At 66.9% G+C, this 25,983-nt stretch carries 21 protein-coding genes; 5 read left to right on the forward strand and 16 right to left on the reverse strand.

The annotated features are described in order from the left end of the window. Positions 1-22: 22 nt before the first annotated feature. Complete coding sequence (locus BJF89_RS10700) at positions 23-931, reverse strand: alpha/beta hydrolase fold domain-containing protein (protein ID WP_255372600.1); 909 nt, start codon at positions 929-931, stop codon at positions 23-25. A 221-nt stretch (positions 932-1,152) separates the two neighbouring features. On the opposite strand from BJF89_RS10700, the gene dnaK reads away from it, so the two are divergent. Then, positions 1,153-3,012, forward strand: coding sequence for a molecular chaperone DnaK (gene dnaK / locus BJF89_RS10705; protein ID WP_075814718.1), 1,860 nt, complete (start codon positions 1,153-1,155; stop codon positions 3,010-3,012). Positions 3,013-3,014: 2 nt separating this feature from the next. Then, positions 3,015-3,668: a nucleotide exchange factor GrpE gene (gene grpE / locus BJF89_RS10710; protein WP_075814975.1), complete on the forward strand. Its 654-nt coding sequence runs from the start codon at positions 3,015-3,017 to the stop codon at positions 3,666-3,668. Between the two features lie 92 nt (positions 3,669-3,760). Here grpE and BJF89_RS10715 read toward each other — a convergent pair whose 3' ends face one another. Genes BJF89_RS10715 through BJF89_RS10725 form a run of 3 tightly spaced genes read right to left on the reverse strand, consistent with a single transcriptional unit; the run spans position 3,761 to position 8,839 of the window. Then, positions 3,761-4,846: a hypothetical protein gene (locus BJF89_RS10715; protein ID WP_075814720.1), complete on the reverse strand. Its 1,086-nt coding sequence runs from the start codon at positions 4,844-4,846 to the stop codon at positions 3,761-3,763. A gap of 22 nt (positions 4,847-4,868) precedes the next feature. Continuing rightward, positions 4,869-7,751, reverse strand: a complete 2,883-nt coding sequence (locus BJF89_RS10720; protein ID WP_075814722.1) for a hypothetical protein — start codon at positions 7,749-7,751, stop codon at positions 4,869-4,871. Positions 7,752-7,756: 5 nt separating this feature from the next. Further along, positions 7,757-8,839 (reverse strand): hypothetical protein, encoded by a 1,083-nt coding sequence (locus BJF89_RS10725; protein WP_075814724.1) that lies wholly within the window; start codon positions 8,837-8,839, stop codon positions 7,757-7,759. Positions 8,840-9,029: 190 nt separating this feature from the next. On the opposite strand from BJF89_RS10725, the gene dnaJ reads away from it, so the two are divergent. Continuing rightward, positions 9,030-10,250: a molecular chaperone DnaJ gene (dnaJ, locus tag BJF89_RS10730; RefSeq protein WP_075814726.1), complete on the forward strand. Its 1,221-nt coding sequence runs from the start codon at positions 9,030-9,032 to the stop codon at positions 10,248-10,250. 20 nt (positions 10,251-10,270) lie between these two features. Further along, positions 10,271-10,744, forward strand: a complete 474-nt coding sequence (locus tag BJF89_RS10735; protein ID WP_075814728.1) for a heat shock protein transcriptional repressor HspR — start codon at positions 10,271-10,273, stop codon at positions 10,742-10,744. A 177-nt stretch (positions 10,745-10,921) separates the two neighbouring features. Here BJF89_RS10735 and BJF89_RS10740 read toward each other — a convergent pair whose 3' ends face one another. The 5 genes from BJF89_RS10740 to BJF89_RS10760 all read right to left on the reverse strand — a co-directional run bounded on the left by BJF89_RS10740 (position 10,922) and on the right by BJF89_RS10760 (position 17,299). Next, on the reverse strand, positions 10,922-11,104 hold the full coding sequence (locus BJF89_RS10740; RefSeq protein ID WP_075814730.1) for a hypothetical protein: 183 nt from the start codon (positions 11,102-11,104) through the stop codon (positions 10,922-10,924). A gap of 36 nt (positions 11,105-11,140) precedes the next feature. Then, a complete protein-coding gene (locus BJF89_RS10745) occupies positions 11,141-12,658 on the reverse strand; it encodes an amino acid permease (RefSeq protein WP_075814732.1) in 1,518 nt (505 codons plus the stop codon). A 21-nt stretch (positions 12,659-12,679) separates the two neighbouring features. Continuing rightward, positions 12,680-14,059: an alpha/beta fold hydrolase gene (locus BJF89_RS10750; protein ID WP_075814734.1), complete on the reverse strand. Its 1,380-nt coding sequence runs from the start codon at positions 14,057-14,059 to the stop codon at positions 12,680-12,682. Positions 14,060-14,222: 163 nt separating this feature from the next. After that, entirely contained in the window at positions 14,223-15,884 is a 1,662-nt protein-coding gene (locus BJF89_RS10755; protein WP_075814736.1) for an amidohydrolase, read from the reverse strand. 2 nt (positions 15,885-15,886) lie between these two features. Then, the gene (locus tag BJF89_RS10760) at positions 15,887-17,299 is read right to left on the reverse strand and encodes an MFS transporter (protein ID WP_075814738.1); all 1,413 of its coding nucleotides are present in this window, start codon (positions 17,297-17,299) and stop codon (positions 15,887-15,889) included. A 111-nt stretch (positions 17,300-17,410) separates the two neighbouring features. Here BJF89_RS10760 and BJF89_RS10765 point away from each other — a divergent pair, with 111 nt between their 5' ends. Next, complete coding sequence (locus BJF89_RS10765) at positions 17,411-18,301, forward strand: LysR family transcriptional regulator (RefSeq protein WP_222843830.1); 891 nt, start codon at positions 17,411-17,413, stop codon at positions 18,299-18,301. Positions 18,302-18,325: 24 nt separating this feature from the next. Here BJF89_RS10765 and BJF89_RS10770 read toward each other — a convergent pair whose 3' ends face one another. The 7 genes from BJF89_RS10770 to BJF89_RS10800 form a co-directional block, all read right to left on the reverse strand. Next, positions 18,326-19,252, reverse strand: a complete 927-nt coding sequence (locus BJF89_RS10770; RefSeq protein ID WP_075814742.1) for an exodeoxyribonuclease III — start codon at positions 19,250-19,252, stop codon at positions 18,326-18,328. Positions 19,253-19,281: 29 nt separating this feature from the next. Continuing rightward, positions 19,282-20,046 (reverse strand): SDR family NAD(P)-dependent oxidoreductase, encoded by a 765-nt coding sequence (locus BJF89_RS10775; RefSeq protein WP_075814744.1) that lies wholly within the window; start codon positions 20,044-20,046, stop codon positions 19,282-19,284. 230 nt (positions 20,047-20,276) lie between these two features. Continuing rightward, positions 20,277-21,359, reverse strand: coding sequence for an LLM class flavin-dependent oxidoreductase (locus BJF89_RS10780; RefSeq protein WP_075814746.1), 1,083 nt, complete (start codon positions 21,357-21,359; stop codon positions 20,277-20,279). Positions 21,360-21,455: 96 nt separating this feature from the next. Further along, entirely contained in the window at positions 21,456-22,601 is a 1,146-nt protein-coding gene (locus tag BJF89_RS10785; protein ID WP_075814748.1) for an NAD(P)-binding domain-containing protein, read from the reverse strand. Continuing rightward, positions 22,601-24,001, reverse strand: a complete 1,401-nt coding sequence (locus tag BJF89_RS10790) for an alpha/beta hydrolase (RefSeq protein ID WP_075814750.1) — start codon at positions 23,999-24,001, stop codon at positions 22,601-22,603. The genes BJF89_RS10785 and BJF89_RS10790 overlap by 1 nt, the downstream gene beginning before the upstream one ends. Continuing rightward, positions 24,001-24,312: a hypothetical protein gene (locus BJF89_RS10795; protein ID WP_075814752.1), complete on the reverse strand. Its 312-nt coding sequence runs from the start codon at positions 24,310-24,312 to the stop codon at positions 24,001-24,003. Before BJF89_RS10795 ends, BJF89_RS10790 begins: the two co-directional genes overlap by 1 nt. Positions 24,313-24,474: 162 nt before the next feature. Further along, positions 24,475-25,950: a SulP family inorganic anion transporter gene (locus BJF89_RS10800; protein ID WP_075814754.1), complete on the reverse strand. Its 1,476-nt coding sequence runs from the start codon at positions 25,948-25,950 to the stop codon at positions 24,475-24,477. Positions 25,951-25,983: the final 33 nt, after the last annotated feature.

Genomic DNA, 25,983 nt, shown 5'->3' on the forward strand with positions numbered 1-25,983 from the left:
GACGTCGGACGTGTCGTCCTGCTCACTCCGCGAGTCGGGAGATGATCTCACCGCGTGTGGTTCTCCCCTCTGGTGTGCGCAGCAACGGGAAGTTGTGGAGCGCACCGTCGACAACGGTCATGCCGCATCCGCTACGTCGGGCGAGGAGTGTCGCGTCGGCGTGCAGCACGTCCCGTGTGCCGCTCCAGATATGCACGGGCGGCAGGGACGCGAGGGCCGCATCCGACGCCTTCAGCGGGCTGACCAGCACCGAATCGACGCCGACGAGCCGTCCCCACGCCTCCCCTGCGATGCGGAGTCCGTCCGGGTGCAGCCAGGGGTCCTCGGCGGCGAGTTCGTCGGTGCCGGGGCTGCTGCAGGTCGCGTCGAGCCAGGGGGAGCTGAGGACGACCCGGTCGATTCTGCTGGTCCGGTTGCTCCTGTCGGTCCGGTCGAGCATCCAGCCCAGTGCGAGGCCGGCACCGGCGGAGTCGGCGGCGAGTCGGACACCCAGACCTGATGCGTCGGCTTCGGCGACGGCGCGGTCGAGCACCGTGTCAAGCAGTCGGGCGGCGGCGGTGGCCTCGTACTCCGGTGCCAGCCCGTAGTCGGGGACGATGACCTTCATCCCGGCCCCGGCGATGTCGCTGATGAAGTTCCAGTGGGCGGTGCTCAGGCCGTGGACGTAACCGCCGCCGTGGACGTAGATGCAGATGTCCAGCGGTGTGTCCCGCGGGTCGTCGGTGGCGGGCACGAGACTGTGCGTGGTGAACTCGCCGTCCGCGGTGGTGACTGTGTCCGTGACCACGTGGTTGACCTGGTAGAGCTCATGGGGCACGGGAGCGGACGGATGTGCTCGTCCCATGAGGTCGCGCACTTTCTCCGCAGAGGACCAGGATGACCGTCCGGATCGTCCGGGGAGGGCGGCGAGGAGGCGCATCTGCAGGCTCATGGAGGTTGATTCTAGGGGAGTGCGCTGCGCTCCAGAAAGCTCCGGAGAAAGCTCCGAAAAAAAGTTGAGTGAACCGGGAACAACTTTGACGCGCCGTGAGTTGTACAGGATGTCAGACATTGAGTCGCAAGCACTCAACTCAGGTTGACACCTCGGAACGGCAGGTGCAGACTTGAGCGCGGCTCACTTAACAAGCTCAAGAACAGCAGGAGGAAGTCAACATGGGACGTGCAGTCGGAATCGACCTGGGAACCACCAACTCGGTCGTCAGCGTGCTGGAAGGTGGCGAGGCCACCGTCATCGCCAACTCCGAGGGCGCCCGGACCACCCCGTCGATCGTCGCCTTCGCCAAGAACGGTGAGGTGCTCGTCGGACAGTCCGCGAAGAACCAGGCGGTCACCAACGTCGACCGCACCATCCGCTCCGTCAAGCGCCACATCGGCGACGACAGCTGGACCACCGGCGAGATCGACGGCAAGAAGTACACCGCCCAGGAAATCTCCGCCCGTACCCTCCAGAAGCTCAAGAGGGACGCCGAGTCCTACCTCGGTGAGGACGTCACCGACGCCGTCATCACCGTGCCGGCCTACTTCAACGACGCACAGCGTCAGGCCACCAAGGACGCCGGCCAGATCGCCGGCATGAACGTCCTGCGTATCGTCAACGAGCCGACCGCCGCTGCCCTGGCCTACGGCCTGGAGAAGGGCGACAAGGAGCAGACCATCCTGGTCTTCGACCTCGGTGGCGGTACCTTCGACGTCTCCCTGCTGGAGATCGGCGACGGCGTCGTCGAAGTGCGTGCCACCTCCGGCGACAACTCCCTCGGCGGCGACGACTGGGACCAGCGCATCGTCGACTGGCTCGTCGAGAAGTTCAAGACCGCCAACGGTGTTGACCTGTCCAAGGACAAGATGGCCCTGCAGCGTCTGCGTGAGGCGGCGGAGAAGGCCAAGATCGAGCTGTCCAGCTCCCAGCAGGCCAGCATCAACCTGCCGTACATCACCGTCGACCAGGACAAGAATCCGCTGTTCCTCGACGAGACGCTGTCGCGTACCGAGTTCCAGCGCATCACCCAGGACCTGCTTGACCGGACGAAGAAGCCCTTCGAGTCCGTCCTGAAGGACGCCGACTTCAAGGTCGCCGACATCGACCACGTGGTGCTCGTCGGTGGTTCGACCCGCATGCCCGCCGTCTCCGACCTGGTCAAGGAACTGACCGGCGGTAAGGAGCCGAACAAGGGTGTCAACCCGGACGAGGTCGTCGCCGTCGGCGCCGCCCTGCAGGCAGGTGTGCTGCGCGGAGACGTCAAGGACGTCCTGCTGCTCGACGTCACCCCGCTGTCCCTCGGTATCGAGACCAAGGGTGGCGTGATGACCAAGCTCATCGAGCGCAACACCACCATCCCGACCAAGCGGTCGGAGACCTTCACCACTGCCGAGGACTCCCAGCCCTCCGTGCAGATCCAGGTCTTCCAGGGTGAGCGCGAGATGGCTCAGCAGAACAAGCTGCTCGGCTCCTTCGAGCTCGGTGGCATCGCCCCCGCTCCGCGTGGCGTGCCGCAGATCGAGGTCACCTTCGACATCGACGCCAACGGCATCGTGCACGTCACCGCCAAGGACAAGGGCACCGGCAAGGAAACCTCGATCACCATCCAGGACGGCTCCGGCCTGACGCAGGAGGAGATCGACCAGATGGTCAAGGACGCCGAGGCCCACGCCGACGAGGACAAGAAGCGTCGCGAGGAGCAGGAGGTCCGTAACTCCGCCGAGTCGATGGCCTACCAGACCCGCAAGTTCCTCTCCGACAGCGAGGACAAGGTCTCCGAGGAGACCAAGACCAAGGTCGAGGACGCTGCGACCGCCGTCGACGAGGCGCTGAAGGGCGACGACATCGAAGCGATCAAGGACGCCGTCGAGAAGCTGTCCGCCGAGAGCCAGGAGATGGGTAAGGCCATCTACGAGGCCGAGGCCGCCAACGCTGAAGGTGGCGAAGGTGCCGGCGAGGGTGCCGCTGACGACGACGTCGTCGACGCCGAGGTCGTTGACGAGGACGACAACAAGTCCGGAGATGATTCCAAGTGACCATGCCCGACAACCCCGGTGACCCGGACGTGACCGACGAGGAGTACACCTCGCCGGACCTGGCCGAGACCACCCCGGAAGAGGACGCAGTCATCGACGCCGAAGCTGCTGACGGTGCGGTCGACGCCGAGACCGTCGAGGCCGAGGAAGCTGCCGAGGAGACCACCGAGGCGCTTGCCGGTGATGTCGAGGACGGGGTCCCCGAGACCGCGGACGCCGACATCGACGGTTCCGGCGAACTCTCCGACGCGGAGGCCCAGCTCGCCGAGCGCACCGCCGACCTTCAACGGGTCAGCGCCGAGTACGCGAACTACCGTCGCCGTACCGAGCGGGACCGGGTGGGCATCGGTGAGGCAGCGAAGGCGGACGTCGCCGCCTCCCTGCTGCCGATCCGGGACGACCTGGATCTCGCTGAGCAGCACGGTGACCTCAACGGTCCGCTCAAGGCCGTGGCCGACAAGCTGGACTCCGTGCTCAACGGTCTGAAGGTCGAGACCTTCGGCGCCGAGGGCGATGAGTTCGACCCGTCGAAGCACGAGGCTGTGCAGGACACCTCCAGTGGCGACGACAAGGCCGTCGGCACCGTCCTGCGCAGGGGCTACCGCCTGGGCGACCGCGTGCTGCGCACCGCCATGGTGGTCATCGCAGACCGCTAGCCGACTCCCCCATCCCGGAGTCTCCCCGAATACGTCTCCGCCCGTGCGCTGTTCCCCGGACAGCGTGCACGGGCGGAGACTTTTTCAGCAGTTCAGGACTCGATGCGTGACGCGAGATAGGCGTCCGGGTGGATCGCGACGACCTGCTGCCCGTCAGCATTGGTGGAGATGTCGGTGAAGGCGGTGGTCTCACCCTCGTGCCAGAGGTGCAGTCGGGCGCTGAGCGGACCCGGATTGCTCCGGTGCTGGGTCAGGGCCTCGGTACTCATGGCCTTGATACCGTTCAGCAGGTCCTGGCCGGTGCTGACCTCGCGGATCAGCAGCAGGTGGCGGTGGGGAGTCGCGACGAGGACACCGTGGGTCAGGTCGAGGTCGGGAAGCCACCGGGGGAGCAGGTCGTCGAGGAACAGGGTTGCGCTGGACAGGAAGAACGAGTCAGACTCCACCGTCCAGAACCGTGCTGCGGTGTCGGCCTCCAGGACCTCCCCCTGAGCAGTTCCCCGCACGATCTCCTGGACCGGCGTCACACTGACGTGGCAGTCGACCAGTTCCTGCCAGGTGTTGCGGTAACCGACCCGGTACAGGTCGCTGAGTTCCTCGGTGGTCGCCGAACCGTGGGCGGCCAGCGCGTCGTCATCGAGCACCATCACCGTGTCCGGTGTGTCGAGCACCAGGCAGACGTGGAGGTCACCGGTGAACTCCCGGGAGGCGTCGTCGACGGTGCCCGACATGGCGGCGAGCGTCTCTGTCGTCGCGAGCCGGATACGGAGTTGTCGCAGGAAGTCGGCGTCGGGCAGGTCTGCGAGGGAGTGACGGGGAGACTCACCGGTGCCGGTGGTGACGGCGTGGATGTGGCTGCGGATCAGTTCGAGGAGTTCAGAGAGGTTGGCGTGGGCTCCCGTATCGGCGAACTGCAGCGAGAGGGTCTCCAGGCTGATGAACAGCGTCGCCGGTTCCGGGGAATCTGAGGGGTGCTCGGGCGGAGCGACGTACCGGGCCTCGATGACGGCGTCAGGGCGCAGGGTGGTGTCGTAGCCCTCGTCGTCGAGCAGGCGCAGGGTCTGTTGACGCAGGAAGTCGGCTCGGTGACGCGGAAGGTGGGGGAACATCCCGTCCGGCGCGGTGGGGTCGGAGTCCCGCCGTGTGGCGCGGCGTTTCCTGCCGTTTCGGAAGAACATGCCTGTCTACATTATCGGCCGGTCACACAGTGCGGTAGTACTCCGCCCGGTAGGCCTGTTCCTCGGCAGCGGAGGCGGTGACCTTCTCACGACGCTGCGCCATGATCCGGACCTGGGGACGCCCGGACCCTGCGCCGACGGCCCCGCCGGCCGCGGCTGCACTGTCGGACGGAGAGTCCGTGCCCTCCGTGCCCTCCGTACCCTCCGGCATGGCATCACCCATCTCCACGGTCTCGGTGAACCTGCCCTCGGCGACGACCAGTGAGGTCTCGTTGATGACACCGCGGACCTGCCGTCCCATGATCCGGATGCCGAGTCGTCCCCCGGTGTCGTTGACGCCCTCGACGACGAGCGTGCCGGGGCTGTCGCCGCGGCGGGCGGTGACGTCGGTCAGGGCGACACTCATTTCCCCGGTGACGACGTCGGGGCCGGGGAGCCCGGCGCCGAGATCCCCGGAGTCCCCGGTCACCACCACCGGGGAACCGGTCACGGTGACGCTCTCGCCGTCGGTGTCGAGGTCGCGGCCGAGCACGTCCTGGCACCGGGTCGCACCGGGGACCGTGACCTGCAGGGACGATCCCTCGGGCGGGATCCACGGTTCGGGGTGCGGGAAGTAGCTGTCGGTGCCGTGGGCGGCGTTGTTGAGGTAGCCGTCCTGCCTGCTCCAGAGCACCCAGAACGCCGAACCGTCACGGGTGAACCGTAAACCCCGCAGGTCGGGGTGAGGGGACTCGATCCAGCCGAGGAACTCCGCACCGTCGAGCATCTCCGCGGCGAACGCGAAGGCGGGGAGAGACGGTTTGGGTGAGCGGTCCGCGTGCAGGAGTCCGTAGTGGTACTCGGATTCGGTGGGGTTCACGCCGTACTTGTCGTGCCAGAGTCCGTCGGCGAGTTGGAACCAGTGCACCCCGCTGACCCCTTCCGCCTTCGCGAGCATGAGGGTCAGCAGGACGGAGTCTGCGGCGGTGCGTTCGTCGTCGTACCACCAGGCGTTGGGGCGGGTGCAGGCGTAGGTCTCGGTGAGCCACAACTCGGTGGGCGAGTCGGCGTCGGTGGTATGGCCGTCGAGATAGGCGCGGGCGGTGCGCACCTGCCCGAGGAAGTTCCATTTCCCGCCGTCGTAGTCGGGCACGTAGTTGCCACGGCCGGCGTGTTCGGCGATGCCGTCGAGCAGTTTCCAGCCGTCGCGGTCGCGGATGGTGTCGAGGAACTGGGCGTCCCATCCCGCCAGGGGCATGGCGAGCAGTTTGGCGTCGGTGCCCCGACGGTCCATCTCGGCGCGGAAGGGGATGAGCCACTGGTCGGTGTACTCGGTGGCGAGCTCCACGGTGTCGGCGCCGGCGAGACTCCATTCGTTGAGGAGTTCGTAGTGCGCGGCACCGGCGTTCTCCCCGCGGTCGAGAGCTTTCTCCGCCCACTCGCTGAAACTCTCACCACCGGAGGCGTCATCGAACTTACCGGGCGATCCTCCGGGCTGTGCGGCGGTGCTGATGCCGAGTTCACTGGATTCCTCGGCGGTCAGCCAGGGGTTACGCAGGTGCCGGACACCGAGACGACGCCACAGGGCGCGTTCTGCACTGCGTGACTCCAGCCCAGGACTCTGTGCGCTGCCGGGGGACGGTGTGGAGGCGAAGCCGCCGAGTCCGATGATGGACTGGTCGGACGGCCCGAAGTCATGGTCGGGCCAGACGGCGGCGGCGGTGCGGGCGAAGGAGTCGGCGCTGGTGGCCTCGATGGAGCACCAGGACCGGGGACCGGGCAGGTTGATGGTGACGTCGGTGTCGACGTAAGCGGCGGAGCCGGCGGAGTCAGCGGAGTCACCGTCCCGCGGGACGGCCACCTCATGGTGGGAACGGTGGATCTCGGTGCCGTCGAAGTCACGGGCGATGACCTCGATACTCGTGCTGGATCGGGACTGCGTGGACTGTGCGGACCGTCCGGCGAGACCGACGGTGAAGGTTCGCGGGCCACTTCCGGCGACGACGTTGTAGGTGGCTGCACTGGTGATGTCGACGGTGGGGTCGGGCAGTCCCGTGCTCCCGAGCACGGCGCCGGCGAGCAGTGTCCGTCCGTCGTCGACGAGACTGCGGGCCGTACCGACGGTCGTGTCGGCGCGGAACTCGATACGGGAGCGCCAGACACCGTCGTCGTCGCGGGACGGTGCGGCGTGCAGCATCGTGTCGCTACGGGAGGTGCTGGTGGCGGTGGTGATACAGCCGTAGAGCCGGGCTGCACCGTCGTCAGCTTCGTCACCGTCGCCCCCCTCGCTGTCCGGCATGTCCCAGTCGATGAAGTTGAGTTCGGCGACACGCTCCTGGACCGGCACTCCGCCGCGGGAGTCGCGCACCCACCGGCTGGCGGGGACGTGGAGTTCGGAGGTGTCACGGGCGTCCACGAGGGTGCGGTAGACCCGTCCGCCGCGCAGCAGCGCCCGTCCCGCGGAATCAAGGCCGTCGCCCGGAGCGGTGAACTCCCAGTCGGCGGTGACCCGGCCCCCGTCGGCACGGTAGGTGACCGAGGCGGTGTAGTCCGGATCGGTGACCTCGAAGTTGATGCGGACGGGGCCGGAACCGGGACGGCCGTTGCCGGGGTCGTCGACGGTGGCGCCGCGGGTGCCGGTGGAGGTGGTCAACCGGTACCCGTCGAAATGGACCAGACGGCGCCCTGTCGTGGTCAGGACGGTGACGCGTCCAGGATGGTCGTCCCCGCCGACCTGCAGCTGCAGCGGGCCGGGATCGACGGCACGGGGGAGCCCGTCCGACCCGTCGTCCTCGTCGCGGCTGCGGAGCAGTGCCCCGCCACCGAGGACGGCACCCGCCCCGAGGACGCCGACACCGCCACCGATGAGGAAAGCCCGCCGACTGAGCCCGCCGGATACACGTCCGGTGTTCGCCTTCTTCTTCACCGTGGTCAGTTCTCGCTCTCGAGCCGGGACAGCAGGTAGTTGTCGGGGTCGACCTCGAGGATTCTCTGGCCGTCCTCGCCGGTGGTGATGTCGGTGAAGACGCGCACGTCGCCGTCGTGCGCGAGGTGGAGCCGGGCGGTGAGCGGGCCGGGGTTGGTGGTGAGCTGGGCGAGCGCGACCGAGGTCATGGTGTTGATCCCGTCGAGCAGGTCCTGTCCGGTGGTGACCTCCCGGACGAGCATCAGGTGACGGTGTGGCACGGCGACCATCACCCCGGCGGAGGTATCCAGGTCGGGGAGCCAGCGGGGCAGCAGTTCATCGAGGAACAGCGGGGCGCTGGCGAGGAAGAAGGAGTCGGACTCCACGACGTGGAAGTGTGCGCCGGGGGCGTCACCGTGTACATCGCCGTGGACCTCGTTGACGTCGACGGTGGCGTCGTGGAGCTCCTGCCAGGTGTTGCGGTACCCGACGCGGTAGAGGTCGGCGAGTTGCTCCCGGGTCGCGGTGCCGTGGGCGGCGAGTGCCTCGTCGTTGAGCGTCATGATGGCGTCCGGCGTGTCCAGGACGAGGGAGACGTGCAGGTCGCCGGTGAAATCGCGGGAGGCGTCGTCCACCGCGCCGGACGCGGCGTCGAGGGCGCTGTGTGCGGTGAGCCGCACGTGAAGGTGCCGGAGGAAATCGGCGTCCGGCAGTGCGTCGACGTCGATCTCGGTGAGCACCGTGGCCAGGAAGTACCGGATCAACTCGATGATCTCGGACACCGGTGCATGTGGCGCTGCGGCGATCTGGAGGGAGAGGTTGTCCAGGCCGATGAGTCGGCGGGGCTGCGGGGGCCGGGCGTCCTGCTCCGTCTTCCTGTCCTCCCCCTCTTCCCGATCCTCCCGATCCTCCTCGGGGGCGGGTGTGGCGACGATGTACCCGTCCGGGCGCCAGGTGGTGTCGAACCCCTCGGCGTGGAGGTACCGCATCGTCTCCTCCCGCAGCAGGTCAGCGCGCTGGCGGGGGAGGTGGGGGAACATCGCGTCGGGTGCCTCCGGGTCGACGACCCGCCGTGGGGTGGGCCGCTTCCGACCGTCTCTGGAGAACATGGGAACCTACCCTAACAGCCGGGAATGTCTGCCGCTCGACGTGCGTTACAGGAGATAGACCTTAGCGTGATAGGCTCAAGTTTCATGAGAGGGTTCCGGGCTCTGCGGCCAGTGGCTGCGGCCCCCGGAGACACAGCAGAAGACCGGAGACCCCGGCACAACCGGGACTGTTCAGGAAGAGAGGAACCAGGTGGCCCAGAAGGAGTGGATCGACAAGGACTACTACGCCGACCTCGGCGTGTCGTCCACCGCGGAGGCCGACGAAATCAAGAAGGCCTACCGCAAGATCGCGCGGGAGAACCACCCCGACGCACACCCGGGGGACACCGCGGCCGAGAACCGGTTCAAGACCGCCTCGGAGGCCTACTCGGTACTCGGTGACAAGGACAAGCGCGCCGAGTACGACGAACTGAAGCAGATGGTCGCCAGCGGTGGCTACGGTGCTCCGGGCGGCGGTTTCGGTGGGTTCGGAGGCGCGCCCGGCGGTGCCGGGGGCACTGGCCGCCCTGGAGGCGCCGGCGGTTTCGACGGTTTCGACCTGGGGGACCTCTTCAACCGTGCCGGTGGTGGTGGCGGTGCCGGTGGAGGTTTCAGTGACGTCTTCGGCGACATGTTCGGCGGCGGTTCCCGCGGGTCCGGCACCCGCACCCAGCGACGGACCCGTGGTGCGGACGTCGAGACGGAGATCACCCTGGACTTCCGCGAGGCGACCAAGGGTGTCACCGTCCCGATCCGTCTGACCAGCCCGGCAGCATGTACGACCTGCCACGGCTCCGGTGCGACTCCGGGGACGTCGAGCTCCCGGTGCGGCACCTGTTCCGGGACCGGTGTGGTGTCGGAGAACCGTGGTGCGTTCGGCTTCTCCCGCCCCTGCTCCGACTGCAACGGCACCGGCACCCGGATCGAGGACCCGTGCCACGACTGCTCGGGGACCGGCCGGATCACCCGCACCCGGACGATCACCGTGCGCGTGCCCGCCGGTGTCGTCGACGGACAGAAGGTCCGCCTCGCCGGCCAGGGTGAGGCGGGCGAGCGCGGGCGTCCCGCCGGTGACCTGTTCGTCACCGTTCACGTCCGGCCCGATGACCTCTTCACCCGCAACGGTGACGACCTGAAGATGACCGTGCCGGTCAGCTTCACCGAACTCGCGCTCGGTGGGGCGGTCACTGTGCCGACGCTGGACACCCGCGTGCGGGTGAAGATCCCGGCGGGAACCGCGGACGGGACGACGCTGCGTATCCGTGGCCGCGGTGTCACCAAGCGCAACGGTGCGTCCGGTGACCTGCTGGTGACGGTGAAGGTCGCGGTGCCGAAGAATCTCGACGAGGGCGCGGCGAGTGCGTTGCGTCACTACGCTGAGGAAGAGAAACGAACCGGTTTCGACCCCCGTGCGGGCTGGTCCGGCAACTGACAGACAGCTGGTGATTGAAGATGAGTGACAGGAACGGAGACGTTCCGGGCGAATCCCGGGAGGTGTTCGTGATCTCCGTCGCCGCGGAGATCACGGGGATGCACGCACAGACCCTGCGCACCTATGACAGGTTGGGGCTGGTCTCACCCGAGCGGACCAGCGGCGGCGGTCGCCGCTATTCCCGTGACGACATCGAGCAGCTGCTGGAGATCCAGCGGCTCAGCCACGACGAGGGGGTGAACCTCGCCGGGATCAAGGCGATCATCGACCTCCAGAACCAGGTCCGGGATCTGAAGGACGAGGTGGACGTGCTGCAGTTGAGGCTAGCAAACGCCGAGCAGAACTCCGGTCAGGCGGCGCGGGGTGGTCGCCGCGGCGAGATCGTCCACGTCCCACGCTCCACCGCTGTGGTGCTGTGGGAGCAGCGTCGCCGCCGGGGGCGGGGATCCTCGTCGTCCGGGTCGTCGGGATCGCCGGACGACCCGAAGCGCTGAGCGGGCCGCTGGTTCTTCACTGAGGTTGTCGCCGGCACTGCTGTGTCAGATATCGCACTCCATCATCAACTTCAGAAAATCTGACCTGGCGTTTTGGCATGTTAAGCACCTTATGGAGTGCGAATGTTAACTGCCCTCTGGCCGGAGGAATTCTCCGGGGGCGTTCGTCCGTGAGTCTCATGTGTGCGGCGGAAGGTGCGCAGTGCGATCGAAGATCGCGGGGTTGTCGCTGAACCTGGCTTCACGCTCGATCAACTCCAGGAGATACGCCTGGACACTCTTCCCCTGCCGTCGCGCCTGTTCGGCGATGCGGTCGCGGGTGTCTTCCGGGACGTCGCGAATCTGGAGCGAGACGGTCATGCATGTATTATATATGCGCCTGCGAGCGAGTGGCTCCTACAGGCTCAGCGTCCCCTGGACGATCAGCACCACCGCAATGACCGCCGCCACGGTGACGCCGACGGCTATGACCCATTCGAAGGCGTTGAACACGCGTCCGCCGGCGCGGCGGCGCGTGACGATGTAGGCCACCATGCCCGGGACGATCAGCACCATGCCCATCAGGACGTACTTCACGTCCGCGGCGTAGAACAGCCACAGGGAGTACACGAACGCCAGGACACCGATCAGCAGGTGCCGACGGTTGGTCGAGCCTCCCACCGTCGGGCCGGAGAGGTCGAACTTCGTGCCGGCATCCGGGTGGGATATTCCTTCACCCCGGGTGCACAGGAAGATCAGGTACAGCGCCGAGAACAGGTAGGGGATCAGGTACAGCGACGTCGCCAGCTGGACCATCGTGGTGTAGGCGGACTCGTTGAGGTAGAAGATCACGATGAACAGCTGGATCACGATCGCCGAGAACAGCTGGGCGACGACCGGGGCACCACGACCGTTGACGTACCCCAGCTTGCGGGGGAGCAGACCGTCCTGCGCCATCAGGGTGATCGGCTCGGCGCACAGCATCTGCCAGGAGACGTAGGCGCCCAGCACGGAGATGCACAGGCCGATGGAGACCAGCCCGGCGCCCCAGGGGCCGACGACGATCTCGAGGACCTCCGCCATGGAGTTGTCACCCATCGCGGCGAGTTCTTCGCGGGGCGCCACCCCGTAGGACAGGAAACTGACCATGACCAGCAGCAGGAAGACGGTGAGGAAGCCCAGCAGAGTCGCCATCGAGACGTCCTTGCGGCGGCGTGCCCGGCGTGAGTACGTGGATGCGCCCTCCACACCGATGAATGCCCACACCGTGAACAACATCATGCCCTTGACCTGGTCGGACAGGCTGGCTGCCTCATCGGCGTTGTCGCCGAAGGTGTTCGCCGACCCCCAGAAGTCGGCGGTGAAGATCTCGGTGTGGAACCCGGCGAAGACCAGGATCCCGAGGAACGCGAGAATCGGCAGGAGTTTCGCCGCGGTCGTGACGACGTTCAGGACGGCTGCCTGGCGTACTCCCCGTGACAGTGCCAGGAAGATCACCCAGTTCAGTCCCGACACGAAGAACGCCTGGACGAGTGACTGGCCGTCGGCGAAGAGGGGGAGGAAGTGGCCGAGCGAGCCGAAGAACAGGGTGGCGTAGCCGACCTGGGCGATGATGCTGCCCAGCCAGTACCCCCAGCCGGAGGCGAACCCGACGAAGTCGCCGAGACCGCCCCGCACGTAGCTGTACACCCCGGAGTCCAGGTTCGGCTTGCGCTGCGCCAACGCCTGGAAGACGAAGGCCACGCACAACATACCGATACCGGTGATCAGCCAGCCGATGACCGCGGCACCCGGCGAGGCTACCGCGGAGATGTTCTGCGGCAGGGCGAAGATGCCCGCGCCGACGCAGGATCCGACGATGAGGGAGACCAGGGTCGGCAGCCGGACAGTGTCCCGTCGGGGCAGTGTGCCGGGGTCTGAGGTGGTGTCAGTCACGGGGAGACAGAGTATCCCGGATCAGTGATCTTTCACCAGCGCGCGCAGATGGCGCAGGATAGCGGCACCGTCCTGGCTGATTCCGTTGTGTTCCCAGCGGTTGGTGACGTGGGGACGCAGCCCCCGGATCGTCGAGGCGGTGTCCATCGACAGTTCGAAGGGGACGAAGATGTCGTCGAGGTAGACGGCGGCGGCGGTCGGGACGCTGGTCTGCTGCAGCTGGTCGGCGTCGTAGAGGGGCGTCCAGTCGTCCTTTGCCGCGAGCAGGTCGGCGACTGCCTTCCACGGGCGCAGCGCCGGATCTTCCTCGAACTGCCAGGGGAAGAAGTGCTCTGCGGTGAGGTACAGGGGGCTGTCGGCGCTTGCGGTGTTCTCCGCGAAACCGGGGATCTGTTCGCGGATGCGGTGGGCCGACCAGTTCGTGGCGGCGTCGATGCCGTAGATCGACTCGTGCATCACCCCGTACAGCGGGGCGTCCGACACGCTGAGGTGGTCGGCCAGTTCGCTGAGGAACGGAGTGCGTAGGCGACGGCGTCCCACCGCACCCGGGCTGCCGGGGACCGTACGGAAGGGATCTTCCAGCAGGTAGGACAGCATGTCGAACCCTCCCGTCCGGCCGAGGTTCATGCCGACGGTACGGAACCTACGCGACGTCAGCCGTTCGCCGGTCGGCAGCGTCTCCTCGGTGTCGTCCAGGTGACGGCAGATCTCGGCCACGCGGTGTTCCGCCCAGGGGAAGCGCGCATAGAAGCGGTCGTTTCGTATGGCGGTCTTCGCGAATGTGGCGCGGTAGATGTCGTCCACCCGGGTGTGCGGGTCGTTGACATAGCCGGGCAGTCCACCGGTGAAGAAGGCCTCACGGACGCCTTCGGGGCGGAGGGAAAGGTAGGAGGTGATGCAGAACCCGCCGAAGGACTGGCCCAACAGCGTCCAGGGATCTTCGCCGAGCGCCCGGCGAAGCAGTTCGGCGTCCTCCACGATGCTGTCGGCACGCAGGTGGGTGAGGTACTCGGCCTGGTCCTGGGGCGTGGGGCCGAGCGCTTCGGGAGCTGCGACATCGACGGGTGTCGAGCGGCCTGTGCCGCGCTGGTCGAACAGGATCACCCGGTAGTGGTTGAGTGCCTCGCCGAGCCACCCCGACAGGGATCCGCCGTCACCGGGCGCCACGGGGCGGGGCGCTCCGTGGCCGGGACCGCCCTGGAGGAACAGCAGCACGGGACGGCCCTCGCCGCCGTCCGGTACGTACTCGCGGGCGTAGACCTCGATGGTGCGGGGGTCCGGGGAGCGGTGGACCAGCGGCGCGGTGAGGACGTGTTCCCGGACGGAGTGTCCGTGGCGGCGGGTCGAGGTCGACCGGAGATCGGGGGAGGCAGTGGAGGCGGTGGAGACGCTGGGTGTCATGCTCTCCAGTCTTACCGGAGCGGGTGGACCTGGAGTGGTCCCGGGGACGGTTCCCCGGCGGGGCTCTGGGCGATCGCTCCCGTCCTGTCAGCCCTGTCCGACGGGAAATTGTTCTTACCCAGTGCACGCATTCTCCCCGGGAGTGTGCACCGGCCTAGAACTATTAGTTCGGGGCGAGCACCCCGTCGGAATCGAAGAGGAACTCCCCGCCGACCATGGTCGCGCGCACCTGGATGTCCTTGATGTGGCTCGGTTCGACCTCGTCGATCGGGTCGGACAGGACGACGAGATCCGCCAGTTTCCCCGGCTCCAGCGTCCCCTTGGTGTCCTCCTCATGTACCGCGTAGGCCGATCCGTGGGTGTAGGCACGGAGGGCCTGATGTGCGGTCAGCGACTCCTGCGGCCCGATATGTACGCCCCCCGCGGACCGACGGTTCACCATGTCGTGGATGCTCAGGATCGCCTCACCGGGTACCACAGGTGCATCGGTGGATCCTGGTAGTTCGACGCCTGCATCCACGAAGCTCCGCATCCGGTAGGCGAGGTCGAGGCGGTCTGCGCCCAGTGCGGCTTCGAAGCCGTCACCGAGTTCAGAGAGGAACCTGCCCTGCGGGACGGGGATGTGACCGCCGGTGATGATGCGGGAGACCTGTTCGTCGGATGCCACTGCGACATGCTCGAGGCGGTGCCTCACATCCGTCCGGGGATGCAGGCGTTGGGCTTCGGCGTAGGCATCGAGTACTTCGTCGAGGGCCCGGTCGCCGATGGCGTGCGCCGCAATCTGCCAACCGTTGCGGTGCGCGGTGATCAGCAGACGCCGCATCTCGTCCTCGTCCCACTGAAGGAGCCCCGCGTTGCCGGGTGTGTCGTGGTAGTCGCAGCACATCGCGGCAGTGCGCCCGATCAGGGAGCCGTCGCTCATGATCTTGACCGGGCCGAGTCGTAGCCGGTCGTCGCCGAGGCCGGACCGGATTCCGAGGTCGATTCCCCAGCCTTCCTCGAGCCCGTCGACCCCGATGTCGCCGAGGTCGTGGAGGGCGTCGATGTACGGCATGAGAGTCAGGCGGGTGGTCAGCAGACCCCGGTCCCTGACTTCCTGGTAAGCGCGGATGTCGGCGGGACCGTGTCCGATCATCGTCCCGGAGACACCCGGTTCGGTCACGCTGGTGATCCCGTTCTGAAGACACCAGCGGGACGCGGCGGCGAGCCCGTCGATCAGGTCCTCCTGGGGGACCGGGCGCAGGACGTGCGTGACCAGTGTCATCGCCTGTTCCTGCAGGAGGCCGTTGAAGGTGCCGTCGTCCCGCCGTCCGAGTGCGCCGCCGTTCGGGCACGTCAGTTCTACGGCTGGATCGTGACCTGCCCGCCGCAACGCCTCTGAATTGACCACGGCCATGTGGTGGGAGTTGTGGAGCAGGTAGACAGGCCGCCCGCCGGCGATCTTGTCCAAGACCTCCAGGTCAGGATGCCGGTCGCCGAGTTTGTTCTGGTCGTACCCCTGCGCCATGACCCATGCGTCCTCCGGACGACGGGCGGCGTATTCCTTCACCCGTCGGTAGAGCGTGTCCAGGTCGGGTGTCGTGGCCGGGGTGAGGTCAAGCTGGACCATTTCGAGTCCGAGCATGGAGAAGTGGAGATGTGCGTCATTGAAACCCGGGACGACAGGGGCGCCGTTGAGATCGATGCGTGTGTGTGCGTCGACGCCGGTGAGATCGTCGTCGAGGCCGACCACCCGCCCGTGCAGGATGCCGATCGTGTGGGCATGTGGCCTGGTCGCCGAAACCGTGGTGATGTTCGCATTCTCGATAATGGTGTCGATGTACATTCTCATGCCTCCATGGGGGAGTGTGGGGTGTCGGAGTTGGTGGAGTCGGTGGCTTTGGCGGCTTCGGCGGCACTGGCAGCATTGTCGACGTGCCGCTGCTGTCGCTCGGTGGCGGCGCTGAAGCCCGTGATCGCCGCGAGGGCCGCAACTCCGATGATGGTCACCAGGATCAGCACGATGTTGAATCCGGCGACGCCCTGCCAACCGACGGAGTTCAGGAACAACTGCGCGAGCATGGGCGTCGTCCCGCCGATGAGCGTCGACGACGCCTGGTAGGCGAAGGAGACGCCGGTGTAGCGGACCTCAGGAGGGAACGCCTGAGCCAGGAACCCGGCGAGGACCGCGTAGTAACCCGCGCCCGCCATGTAGGACAGGTAGATGCCGACCGCAATCAGGACGAGGTTGCCCGTGTTCGCCATGAGGAACATCGGGATGACGAAGATCGCCTGTGCGACCAGGGAGACCACCATGAACCGGCTGCTTCCGATGCGCTCAGCGATACGTGTCGCCAGCGGTTGCCAGAGGAACTGGAGGACGGCCGCGCCCAGCAGGATGTTGAGCATGTGCTGTCGGTCGATGCTGAGACTGTTGGTGGCGTAGGAGAGCATGAAGGTGCTCACGAAGTAGGCCATGGCGATTCCGATCGCGCTGGCGAACACGGCCGCAACCGTCGGTTTCCAGTGGTCGCGGAGCAGTACAGCCAGGGGGATCTTGACCTGTGCGTTCTCTTCCTTTGCCCGGATGAACTCGGGGGACTCCTCCAGCCTGGTGCGGATGACAAGACCGATGATCACCAGGACGGCGGAGAGCAGGAAAGGAACCCGCCAGCCCCAGGCGATGAACTGGTCATTGGGAAGAAGCGCGATGAGGGAGAAGGCGGCAGTTGCGAGAATATTGCCGGCGGGAGATCCCTGCTGCACCCACATCCCGCCCCGGACCGTCTTGCTCTTTGCGTCGGATTCGGAGGCGAGCAGGACGGCGCCGCCCCATTCCCCTCCCACACCGAATCCCTGGAGGGCACGGAAGAACACCAGGAGGACCGGAGCCCAGACGCCGATGGTGTCGGCGCCAGGCAGGATTCCGATGCAGAATGTCGCTGTTCCCATGATCAGCAGTGTCGCGACCAGGGTGTTCTTTCTGCCGACCTTGTCGCCGAGGTGGCCGAAGACGATCGCGCCGACGGGGCGGGCGAGGAACCCGGACCAGAAGGTCGCGAACGACAGGAGGAGGGCGGTGCCTTGAGTCTGATGGGGGAAGAAGACCGGGCCGAATGCGAGTGCGGCGGCCGTGCTGTAGATGAAGAAGTCGTACCACTCCACGGTGGTCCCGAGAAACGCCGCGAAGCGTGCTTTCCCGGCCTGACTGCGGTGTCCGGTTGGGTCGCTTAGTCGTTGATCGTCGATGACGTGGGACATCAGGTGCTCTCTTGTGAGTGAGGATAAACAGATTAACCAATTGTGAACCAGGTAACTCATGCAGTCGAATGCTATTTTTGTACTGATCCCATGCATTGGAGGCATATACCCGTGGAACTCAGGACAGTGAAGTACTTCCTTGCCGTTGCCGAGGAAGAATCGGTGACCCGCGGTGCCGCTCGGATGCACATATCCCAGCCTGCGGTGTCCCGTCAGATCGCCGCGCTCGAGAAGGAACTGGGGACGGAGCTCTTCGAGCGTTCTCACGGCCGACTGAACCTGACCCACGCTGGCCGACGGTTACGGGTGATGGCCAACGATCTCGTCCGCCGCGAGGAGATGATGGCGGCAGCCACACGAGCTGAGCGTCCGACGGAGATGACGTTGAGGATCGTCGCGCAGGAGACCACCGTCCTGCGGACGTTGACCCCCTTCACTGCGCAGCGTGGAGCAGAGCACCCTCTGGTGGACGCGGTCGAGAGCCGTCCTGCCGAGGTCTATGCGACTGTTCAGGAAACAGGCGCCGACCTCGGGGTGACCACGATCGCCCCTCCGGCAGACTGGGACTCCCGGAAGCTGTGTGACATCGGACTCACCGCCCAGGTCTGCAGTGGTCACCGGCTGTACGGGCAGAGCACCGTCGAGGTCGCTGACCTCGTCGATTACCAGTTGATCCTCATGGAGGATGCCTACGTGTCAAGGACACGGTTCGATGCGGCGGTGGTTGGTGTCGGGGCCCGGGTCAGGCAGCCGATCGTCATGCGGTCGGCTCCGATCGCCCAGGCGCATGCGGCGTCGGGACGGGGAGTCGCTGTCCTCACGGACGCTCCGGCACACGGACTGCATGCCGTCCACATTGTTCTCGACGGCGAACCGGTGACGATGAGCTTGTACGCAGGGTGGGATCCGGAGCACTACGCGAGGAACGTGATCTCGGCGTGGGCTGATGACTTCGGCTCATGGTTGCCGACGGCTGCGGAGAACGTCTACGCCGGGCGCTGAGCCGCAGGCGGTAACGGAACACGGTCACGACAGGTCATAGTCGACGACCACGGGGGAGTGGTCGGAAAGGCGCACGCCATGGTGGTCCCGGTCGACCGTGGTATCCACCGCCGTACGTGCCAGACGGGGAGTGGCGAGGTGGTAGTCCAGCCGCCACCCCGAGTCATTCGCGAAGGACTGTCCGAGCCACGACCACCACGAGTACGGGCCGTCCTCGTCAGGACGCACGTGCCGGACGACGTCGACCAGTGTCCGGGTGGACAACTGGGCACCGAACCACTCGCGTTCCTCCGGAAGGAAGCCGTCATTCTTCTGGTTGCGGCGCCATGCCGCGAGATCCCGGCGGGTGTGGGCGATATTGAAGTCGCCCATCAGGAGGAACTCGCGGCCCGATGCGGCGGCTGCCCGGCGGGTGCGTGTGAGATAACGCGAGAACCCGGCCATGAAGCTCATCTTTCGGTCGTAGCGTGCTCCCCCGTCGGGGGCGTCGCGCATACGCTCCGGTCGTTGGAGCTCGGCCGGGAGCCCGCCTTTCGGCAGGTAGAGACTCGCGATGGTGACGGGTTCGTCGGCGAGGTCAACCTCAACGTAGCGGCCCTGGCCGGCGAATGCCCGGAGTTCCCGGGCAAGCCCCACGTGATCGGGGGCCGGTACCTGCCGGAGATCGTCGGGGCCGGCATCGGGGCCACCGAGCAACGCGGTGCCGCTCCAGGACCGTACTGCTGCAGGCTGGTACCGGGTGAGGACGGCGACGCCGTTGCGCCCGGGGATGTCACCGGTCTCCAGGGCCACGTGGTAGTTGCCGAAGGCTCCTTCCGGAAGCTTGTGGGCCTGGGCCCGTACCTCCTGCAGGGCGACGACATCGCAGTCTCGGGTGGCAAGCCAATCGGCGAATCCTCTGCGGTGCGTGGCACGGATCCCGTTGATGTTGGCAGTTGCGACGCGGAGCATCCCCTGAGGCTACATCTCACCCGGACAGTTCAGGTGACCAGGCAGCCGCCTTCGACGGGCAGGGTGATGCCGCTGATGTAACTGCTGGCGTCGCTGGCAAGGAACAGCAGGGCCGCGGAGAGTTCATCGTGCTCGCCGAGGCGTTTGAAGAGCGTGCGGGGGATGACGACGTCCTCGAAGTACTGGGGGTCAATCTGGTCTGTCATCTCGGAATGGAAGTACCCCGGGGCGAGGGTGTTCACCCGGATCCCCTTCCGGGGCGTCCACTGCTGTGCAAGGTCGCGTGTGAGGCCGATGATCCCCGCCTTGCTGGCCGAGTACGCGGCCTGCGGCATACCCAGCGTGGTGAGGCCGAGCATGCTGCCGACATTGACAATGGATCCGCCGGACACCATCGCCGGCCCAGCGGCCTGCGCCATCCAGTAACACGAGTTCAGGTTCAGCTCGATGGTCCCGCGGAACTGCTCAGGAGTGTCACGGCTGACTGGAGCCATGTAGGCGGTGCCGGCGTTGTTGACGAGAATGTCGACCCGTCCGAACTCTTCGACCGCCCGGTCGGCCAGCGCCCGGCAATCGTCGGGGTCGGTGACGTCAGCACGTACCGCGACGGCTCTGCGGCCCTGTTTCTCGACCAGTCGGACGGTCTCGGCGAGCCTGTCCTCCCGTCGCGCACCCAGTACGAGGTCGGCACCCGCCTCCGCCAGGGCGGTGGCGAACGATACACCGAGTCCGCTCGAGGCGCCGGTGATGATCGCGACTTTTCCTTCCAGGTTGAATCTGTCGAGAATTCCCATGTGAGTCCTTCCGTGAAAAGGCGGCAGTCGCGACTCCAACGTCATCCGCACCGGCCTACGGTGCGGTATCGGCGGACGTGACAGTTCTCTTGTCTCCGAGACGTTAGACCAATGAGGTTAACCTTGCAAAATGAAAGTAGTCGTCTGTCGTCTGCGCCGAGGCGTGCGTTGTCTCGGGCGCGTGGCTAAAGGAGGGTGCCGGTAGTGGTGGTGGGGGCGGGAACGCCGGATCAGATCGGGTAACCGGTCACCGGGCCTGCGGTGTTCGGCTCCCATCCCAGCTCGGGTGCGACATGTTCGGCGAAGGCGGAGAGGATCCTCAGGTTGGCGTCCACTCCGAGCTGACTGGGGATCGTCAGCATCAGGGTGTCCGCTTCCATGACCGCCGCATCCTTCTTCAGCTCCTCGATGAGCTTGTCGGGTTCGTCGGCGTAGGTGCGGCCGAAAGTGGCGGTGCTGTCGTCGATGTAGCCGACCCCGCCGTCGTCGCCTGAGCCGAACATGCGGCGGTCGGTGTCCGAGAGGATCGGGAAGATCGACCGGGACACCGATGTCCGCGGTGTCCACGAGTGGCCTGCTTCCTTCCACGCCCGGCGGAACAGTCGGAGCTGGTCAGCCTGGAGATCGGCGAACTGGTCGCCGTTGGCCTCGGTCAGCAGCGTGGAACTCATCAGGTTCACACCCTTCTGCGCGGCCCATACGGCGGTGTCGCGGGAGCCTGCGCCCCACCAGACATGCTTGCGTAGCGACAGTGAGGTGGGCATGACAGGCACCTGCGCATTCGGCTGGTACATCCGTGGATACTGCTCGTCGAGGGGGAGCGCGGTGGCGATCCCCTCCCCGTCGACGGCGGACATGAAGCGGTCGAACTTCTGCCGTGCCATCTCCGCACCCTTCGGATCGTCGGGCTCCGGGTGGTAACCGAACTCGGCGTAGCCGCGGTCCACCGGTTCGGGCGATCCGCGGGAGACGCCGAGGGCCACTCTGCCGTCGGAGAGCAGGTCCAGCTGGGCGGCCTCTTCTGCAAGGTGAAGGGGGTTTTCGTAACGCAGGTCGATGACGCCGGTACCGACCTCGATGTGCGTGGTCCTGGCCGCGGCAGCGGAGAGGATCGGCATGGGTGCGGCGTGCTGCGGAGCGAAGTGGTGTACGCGCCAGTAGGCCCCGTTCACGCCGATCTCGTCGGCGCCGACGGCAATGTCCACGGCGTTCCTGATGTTCTCTTTCGCGCCGGGCATGGTGCGTCCCGGGGTGGAGCGTCCGGATGCGCCGAGGTCGTAGTGGCCGAAACTGAGGAAGCCGAAAGCCTTCATGACATCTCCTGGAGATCTAAAGTAGTTGACACGTCAACTATATGGCAGAAAAGGCACCACCACAAGGGCGCTTGACGAGGAGGCGGCAGGACACGATCAGTCGTTCCCCGCCAGTCGTCGGGCCGCCACCTGACCGGCAAGACGCCCGGCGCGGTTCGCCCCCACCGTGGATGCCGTGGACCCGTAACCGGCCAACAGGACGCGGTCGTCCCGAACCACCTCGACCTCGTTGACCACGGTGATTCCGCCTCCGGGCTCACGCAGGCGCAACGGCGACAGATGGTTGAGGGCCGGACGGAAACCGGTGTTCCAGAAGATCACGTCCACCGGCTCCCGGTGGCCCCGGGCGAAAGGACGCCAGCTGTCTGGTTGGACCAGATCCTGTCCTGTGCCCGGTAGGTCGGTACTGCCGAAGGTCACCGAGCTGTCGTTGATGCGGGTGAACATGCCGCGGGAGACGAGTGTCCCGTCGGCTACGCCGTCGAGGTACCGGGGCAGGGCCGGTATGCCGGTGTTGCGCACCACCGAGGCCGGCCGCCGCCCATGCTCGGTGTCTGCACGGACCCGGCGTTCCACCTCCCGTCCCCAGTTGCCGTCGTCATTGTCGAACGTCCGGTCCACGAAATTCGGCGGTCGGCGTGTGGCCCAGACCGTGGACGCGGCACCACCGGGTTCGTGGAGTTCCAGCAGGAACTGGACGGCGCTCAGCCCTCCACCGACGACGAGTACCCTGTCACCGGCGAAGTCCTCCTTCCTCGTGTAGTCGGCGGTGTGCAGCTGGCGTCCGGTGAAAAGGTCGATGCCGGGAATGTACGGGATGTACGGGTGCGTCCAGGTGCCGGTGGCGTTGATCAGCATGCTCGTCTGCAGCCGGGAACACTGCCCGTCCATCACGACCGTCACGGTGAGCGGCCCCGGGGCCTCCCCGTCGACCCGGATGACGCGGGCGGGCCGCTTGACCCGCAGGTCGAAGGTGTCCTCGTAGGAGCCGTAGTAGTCGGCCACCAGGTCGGACGCGGGGATACCGGGGTCAGGCCGGGGCATCGGCAGACCCGGGAGGTCGGCGATGCCGTGGGCGCTCCCCAGGGTCAACGAGTCCCACCGGTGTCGCCACGCCCCGCCGGGACCGTCGTTGCCGTCGAGGACAAGCATCTTCTCTCCCGGGGTGATGCCCTTGCGTGCCAACGCGTGGGCGGCGGCGAGCCCGGCCTGCCCGGCGCCGATGATGATCACCGAGTACATCAGCGCACCTGTTCCAGAACATGGTCGTCGGACAGGTAGCTGCTGTGGGAGTCCCATTCGCCCCGGAACCACAGGTAACCGTCGGTCATACGGCCCAGGATACGTCCGACGACACCGCCCTGCTGCCCGGACGGGAGGCCGTTGGACGTGTCCGCGCCGAAGCCTGCGGAGGTCGGGTCAACCCCGTGCACACCTCCCGATGCTCCGGTCGTCGCACCGATGAGATCACCCGGTGCCCGCCAGGAGTGGATCTCCGCCCCACCGTCCGGGGCTCCGACATGCATCTGATCCGCACGTTGTACTCCGGTGCCCGGGCTCCCGAGCAGGTGGACGGTGTCCGCGTCCAGCGGGGTGGACGGGTCCCGTGCTGCCGCACCGACGAGCGTTGTGCCGTAACTGTGGGCCACGATCTGCAGCTCGGCGCCCTCAACCGAGCGGTTTCTCAGGGTCGACTGCACGCGACGCAACGCCGGCGCCCCGGCTCCCGCGTAGGCGGGGTTCATTCCGTGACCCACGTTCCCCGGCGCGTTGTAGCCATGCCAGGCGATGACGGCGTGCCCGGCACCGGCGATACGTCCCGCACCACCGGCAGATCCCACCAACGCACCGTCCGCCGAGGAACCGACACCGCTGACCAGTGTGGTGATCTTGTCCGCTGTCCGGATGTTGCCGACCACGACCACCGCCTCCCCGTCGATCTGCTCCACCGTGACCCCGACGGCGTTCGGGTCGAGTCCCCGGAGGGCAAGTTCCTGGCGGGCGGCGACGACGGCCGTGCGCAGTGCCGCCTCCCGGGAGTCGTCCAGCGGAGCAGTCAACCCCGTCGGCATGGTCACTGCCGCGGAGGTTGCAGCAGAGTCGGCGATGAATTCGGCGGCAGCATCCCGGGCGTCCGGTGTTCCACGGTCGACCGCAGATACCGGCGGTGCCTCACGCACTGAACACAACGCGGCGATCACCGCTGCCGCCGCATCGTCCAGAGCAGTGGCGAAGGTGCGGCAGGCGTGCAGGGCCAGCGACCACGCTGCAGCCAGAGCTGACAGCGGTGGCAGGGAGACCGGTGGCGTCACCGTGCCACCCGGCGACACCTGCATCCCCGTCCTCCGGGCCAGTGCCAGGACCGGCGCAACCTGGGACCTCACCTGCGACAGCACCGTGGCATGGTGTCCCAGCACGGTGCCCACCCACCGGGCGGAGACGGTGGCCGCGAGAAGCCGGTTGGCGGAACTGTCGATGCGGTGGCGCATGGCCTCGGACGCGGTACCGGTCCAGCCCACCAGTTTCCCGTGCTCCCGCAGTTCCGTGCCCGTGGACTCCAGGTCCCGTGCCGTGGCGGACCACCGACCGGCGACGGCGGCGGCGTCCTCCAGCGGTGCGTCGGCGAGCGCGCGCACGTCCATCAGCGCACACCTGCCGGTGATTCCGACAACGATGCCGCGGCGTCCCGCTCGGCGGTCTCCACCACGTCAGCGAAGGACCTCAGGTCAGTACCGAGCACCTCGAGCACCCGGGCCTCCCCGTCGACGGCGTGGGAGACCCGGTCGGCACCCTCGACCAGCGCAGCGAGCGTCTGCCCGCCCGGCACGGCAGAGGACGCCGGAACACCCGCGGCGAGAACGTCCGCCGCAGCCGTCACCGCCGACGCTTCCCTGTCCAACTCTCGGGCTGTCGTCCTGACCTGTGACGGACGGACACCGAACACGGCGGTCATACTGCCTCCTGGAATAACCGGTGAACTGCGGTCCCCGGAGACTACGACAGCCGCGCACCAGGACGGAAGGACGCCGCCCCGGGCCGGCGGCACTGTGCATAACTTTCGTCGAATTCAGCGCCACGTCCCGGCATCCTGTGCATAACCCGCCGACCCGGGGCGTCAGTCCAACCGGCCCTCAAGCCGGTCGATATAGCCCCTGCTCGTGGCGTCCAGGCCGGTGAACGTCACCGACTTCCCCCGCCGCGCGTACTGCTCGCGCACCCCCTGAAGTGCCGCCACCGTCGACGAATCCCATACCGTCGCATCCGAGAAATCGACCGTGACCTCATCCGGGTCACCCACGTAGTCGAACTGGTACACCAGGTCATTCGACGAGGCGAAGAACAACTGACCGTCCACCCGGTACCGCCCGCTGCCCTCGCCTCCGACCCGGTCCACCCGGGTCAGGTGAGCCACGCGCCGGGCGAACGCCACCATCGCCGTGATGACCCCCAGAATCACCCCGACCGCCAGATTGTCCGTGACCACCGTGGAGACCACCGTCACCAGCAGCACGATCGTCTCGGACACCGGCATCACCCGCAGCGTGCGCACGCTGTTCCAGTCGAAGGTGGTGAAGGCGACCACCAGCATCACCGCCACCAACGCGGCCATCGGAATCTGCCCCACCAGATCCGACAAAGACACCGACAACACGATCAGGAACACCCCGGCCAGGAAGGAACTCACCCGGGTCCGCGCACCGGCCTGCTTGACGTTGATCATCGTCTGCCCGATCATCGCGCAGCCGCCCATGCCCCCGAAGAACCCCGTCACCAGGTTCGCCGCGCCCTGTCCCAGAGACTCGCGGGTCTTGTCCGAATGCGTGTCCGTCAGGTCGTCGACCAGTTTCGCCGTCAGCAGGGACTCCATCAGCCCCACCAGGGCCAGAGCGACCGCATAGGGGGCGATGATCCCCAACGTCTCCGCCGAGAACGGCACCGAGGGCACCCCGAACCCCGGGAACGACGACGGTAACGCACCCTGGTCTCCCACCGTCGGAACATCCCAGCTGAAGACCGTCACCGCCAGGGTGATCAACAGGATCGACGCCAACGGCGCCGGGAAATTCGTCGTCAAGCGGGGGAACAGGACGATCACCAGCAGCCCGGCCGCCGTCAACGGATACACCAGCCACGGCACCCCGAACAGATGCTGCAGCTGCGCCGAGAAGATCAGGATCGCCAGGGCATCGACGAACCCCACCATCACCGAGCGGGGGATGAAGCGCATCAGCTTCGCGACGCCCAGCGCACCCAGCACCATCTGCAGCACGCCGCCGAGAATCACCGTGGCGAGCAGATACTCCACACCGTGGTCGCGGGCGACGGGGAAGATCACCAGGGCAATCGACCCCGCCGCACCCGACACCATGCCGGGACGCCCGCCCAGCACCGCTGTCACACAGGCCATCGTGAACGCCGCGTACAAGCCCATCATCGGGTCCAGTCCTGCCACGATCGCGAAGCTCAAGGACTCCGGGATCAGCGCGAACGCCGTCACCAGACCGCCGAGGACCTCGACGGTGAGGAGGCGGGGGCTGCGGAGGGCGGTTAACACACTGGCCGGGGAACGTTCGGCGGCAGAAGAACTCACCCGACAATCCTAAGCCGGTCACGTACCCTTGGC

This window comes from Corynebacterium sp. CNJ-954 (assembly GCF_001942345.1).
GTDB lineage: Bacteria > Actinomycetota > Actinomycetes > Mycobacteriales > Mycobacteriaceae > Corynebacterium.

Excerpts from the sequence above, each read along its gene's own strand:
- BJF89_RS10700 (WP_255372600.1), bottom strand. The coding sequence starts at position 931 with ATGAGCCTGCAGATGCGCCTCCTCGCCGCCCTCCCCGGACGATCCGGA.
- dnaK (WP_075814718.1), top strand. The coding sequence starts at position 1,153 with ATGGGACGTGCAGTCGGAATCGACCTGGGAACCACCAACTCGGTCGTC.
- grpE (WP_075814975.1), top strand. The coding sequence starts at position 3,015 with ATGCCCGACAACCCCGGTGACCCGGACGTGACCGACGAGGAGTACACC.
- BJF89_RS10715 (WP_075814720.1), bottom strand. The coding sequence starts at position 4,846 with ATGTTCTTCCGAAACGGCAGGAAACGCCGCGCCACACGGCGGGACTCC.
- BJF89_RS10725 (WP_075814724.1), bottom strand. The coding sequence starts at position 8,839 with ATGTTCTCCAGAGACGGTCGGAAGCGGCCCACCCCACGGCGGGTCGTC.
- BJF89_RS10735 (WP_075814728.1), top strand. The coding sequence starts at position 10,271 with ATGAGTGACAGGAACGGAGACGTTCCGGGCGAATCCCGGGAGGTGTTC.
- BJF89_RS10740 (WP_075814730.1), bottom strand. The coding sequence starts at position 11,104 with ATGACCGTCTCGCTCCAGATTCGCGACGTCCCGGAAGACACCCGCGAC.
- BJF89_RS10750 (WP_075814734.1), bottom strand. The coding sequence starts at position 14,059 with ATGACACCCAGCGTCTCCACCGCCTCCACTGCCTCCCCCGATCTCCGG.
- BJF89_RS10755 (WP_075814736.1), bottom strand. The coding sequence starts at position 15,884 with ATGTACATCGACACCATTATCGAGAATGCGAACATCACCACGGTTTCG.
- BJF89_RS10760 (WP_075814738.1), bottom strand. The coding sequence starts at position 17,299 with ATGTCCCACGTCATCGACGATCAACGACTAAGCGACCCAACCGGACAC.
- BJF89_RS10770 (WP_075814742.1), bottom strand. The coding sequence starts at position 19,252 with ATGCTCCGCGTCGCAACTGCCAACATCAACGGGATCCGTGCCACGCAC.
- BJF89_RS10775 (WP_075814744.1), bottom strand. The coding sequence starts at position 20,046 with ATGGGAATTCTCGACAGATTCAACCTGGAAGGAAAAGTCGCGATCATC.
- BJF89_RS10780 (WP_075814746.1), bottom strand. The coding sequence starts at position 21,359 with ATGAAGGCTTTCGGCTTCCTCAGTTTCGGCCACTACGACCTCGGCGCA.
- BJF89_RS10785 (WP_075814748.1), bottom strand. The coding sequence starts at position 22,601 with ATGTACTCGGTGATCATCATCGGCGCCGGGCAGGCCGGGCTCGCCGCC.
- BJF89_RS10790 (WP_075814750.1), bottom strand. The coding sequence starts at position 24,001 with ATGGACGTGCGCGCGCTCGCCGACGCACCGCTGGAGGACGCCGCCGCC.
- BJF89_RS10795 (WP_075814752.1), bottom strand. The coding sequence starts at position 24,312 with ATGACCGCCGTGTTCGGTGTCCGTCCGTCACAGGTCAGGACGACAGCC.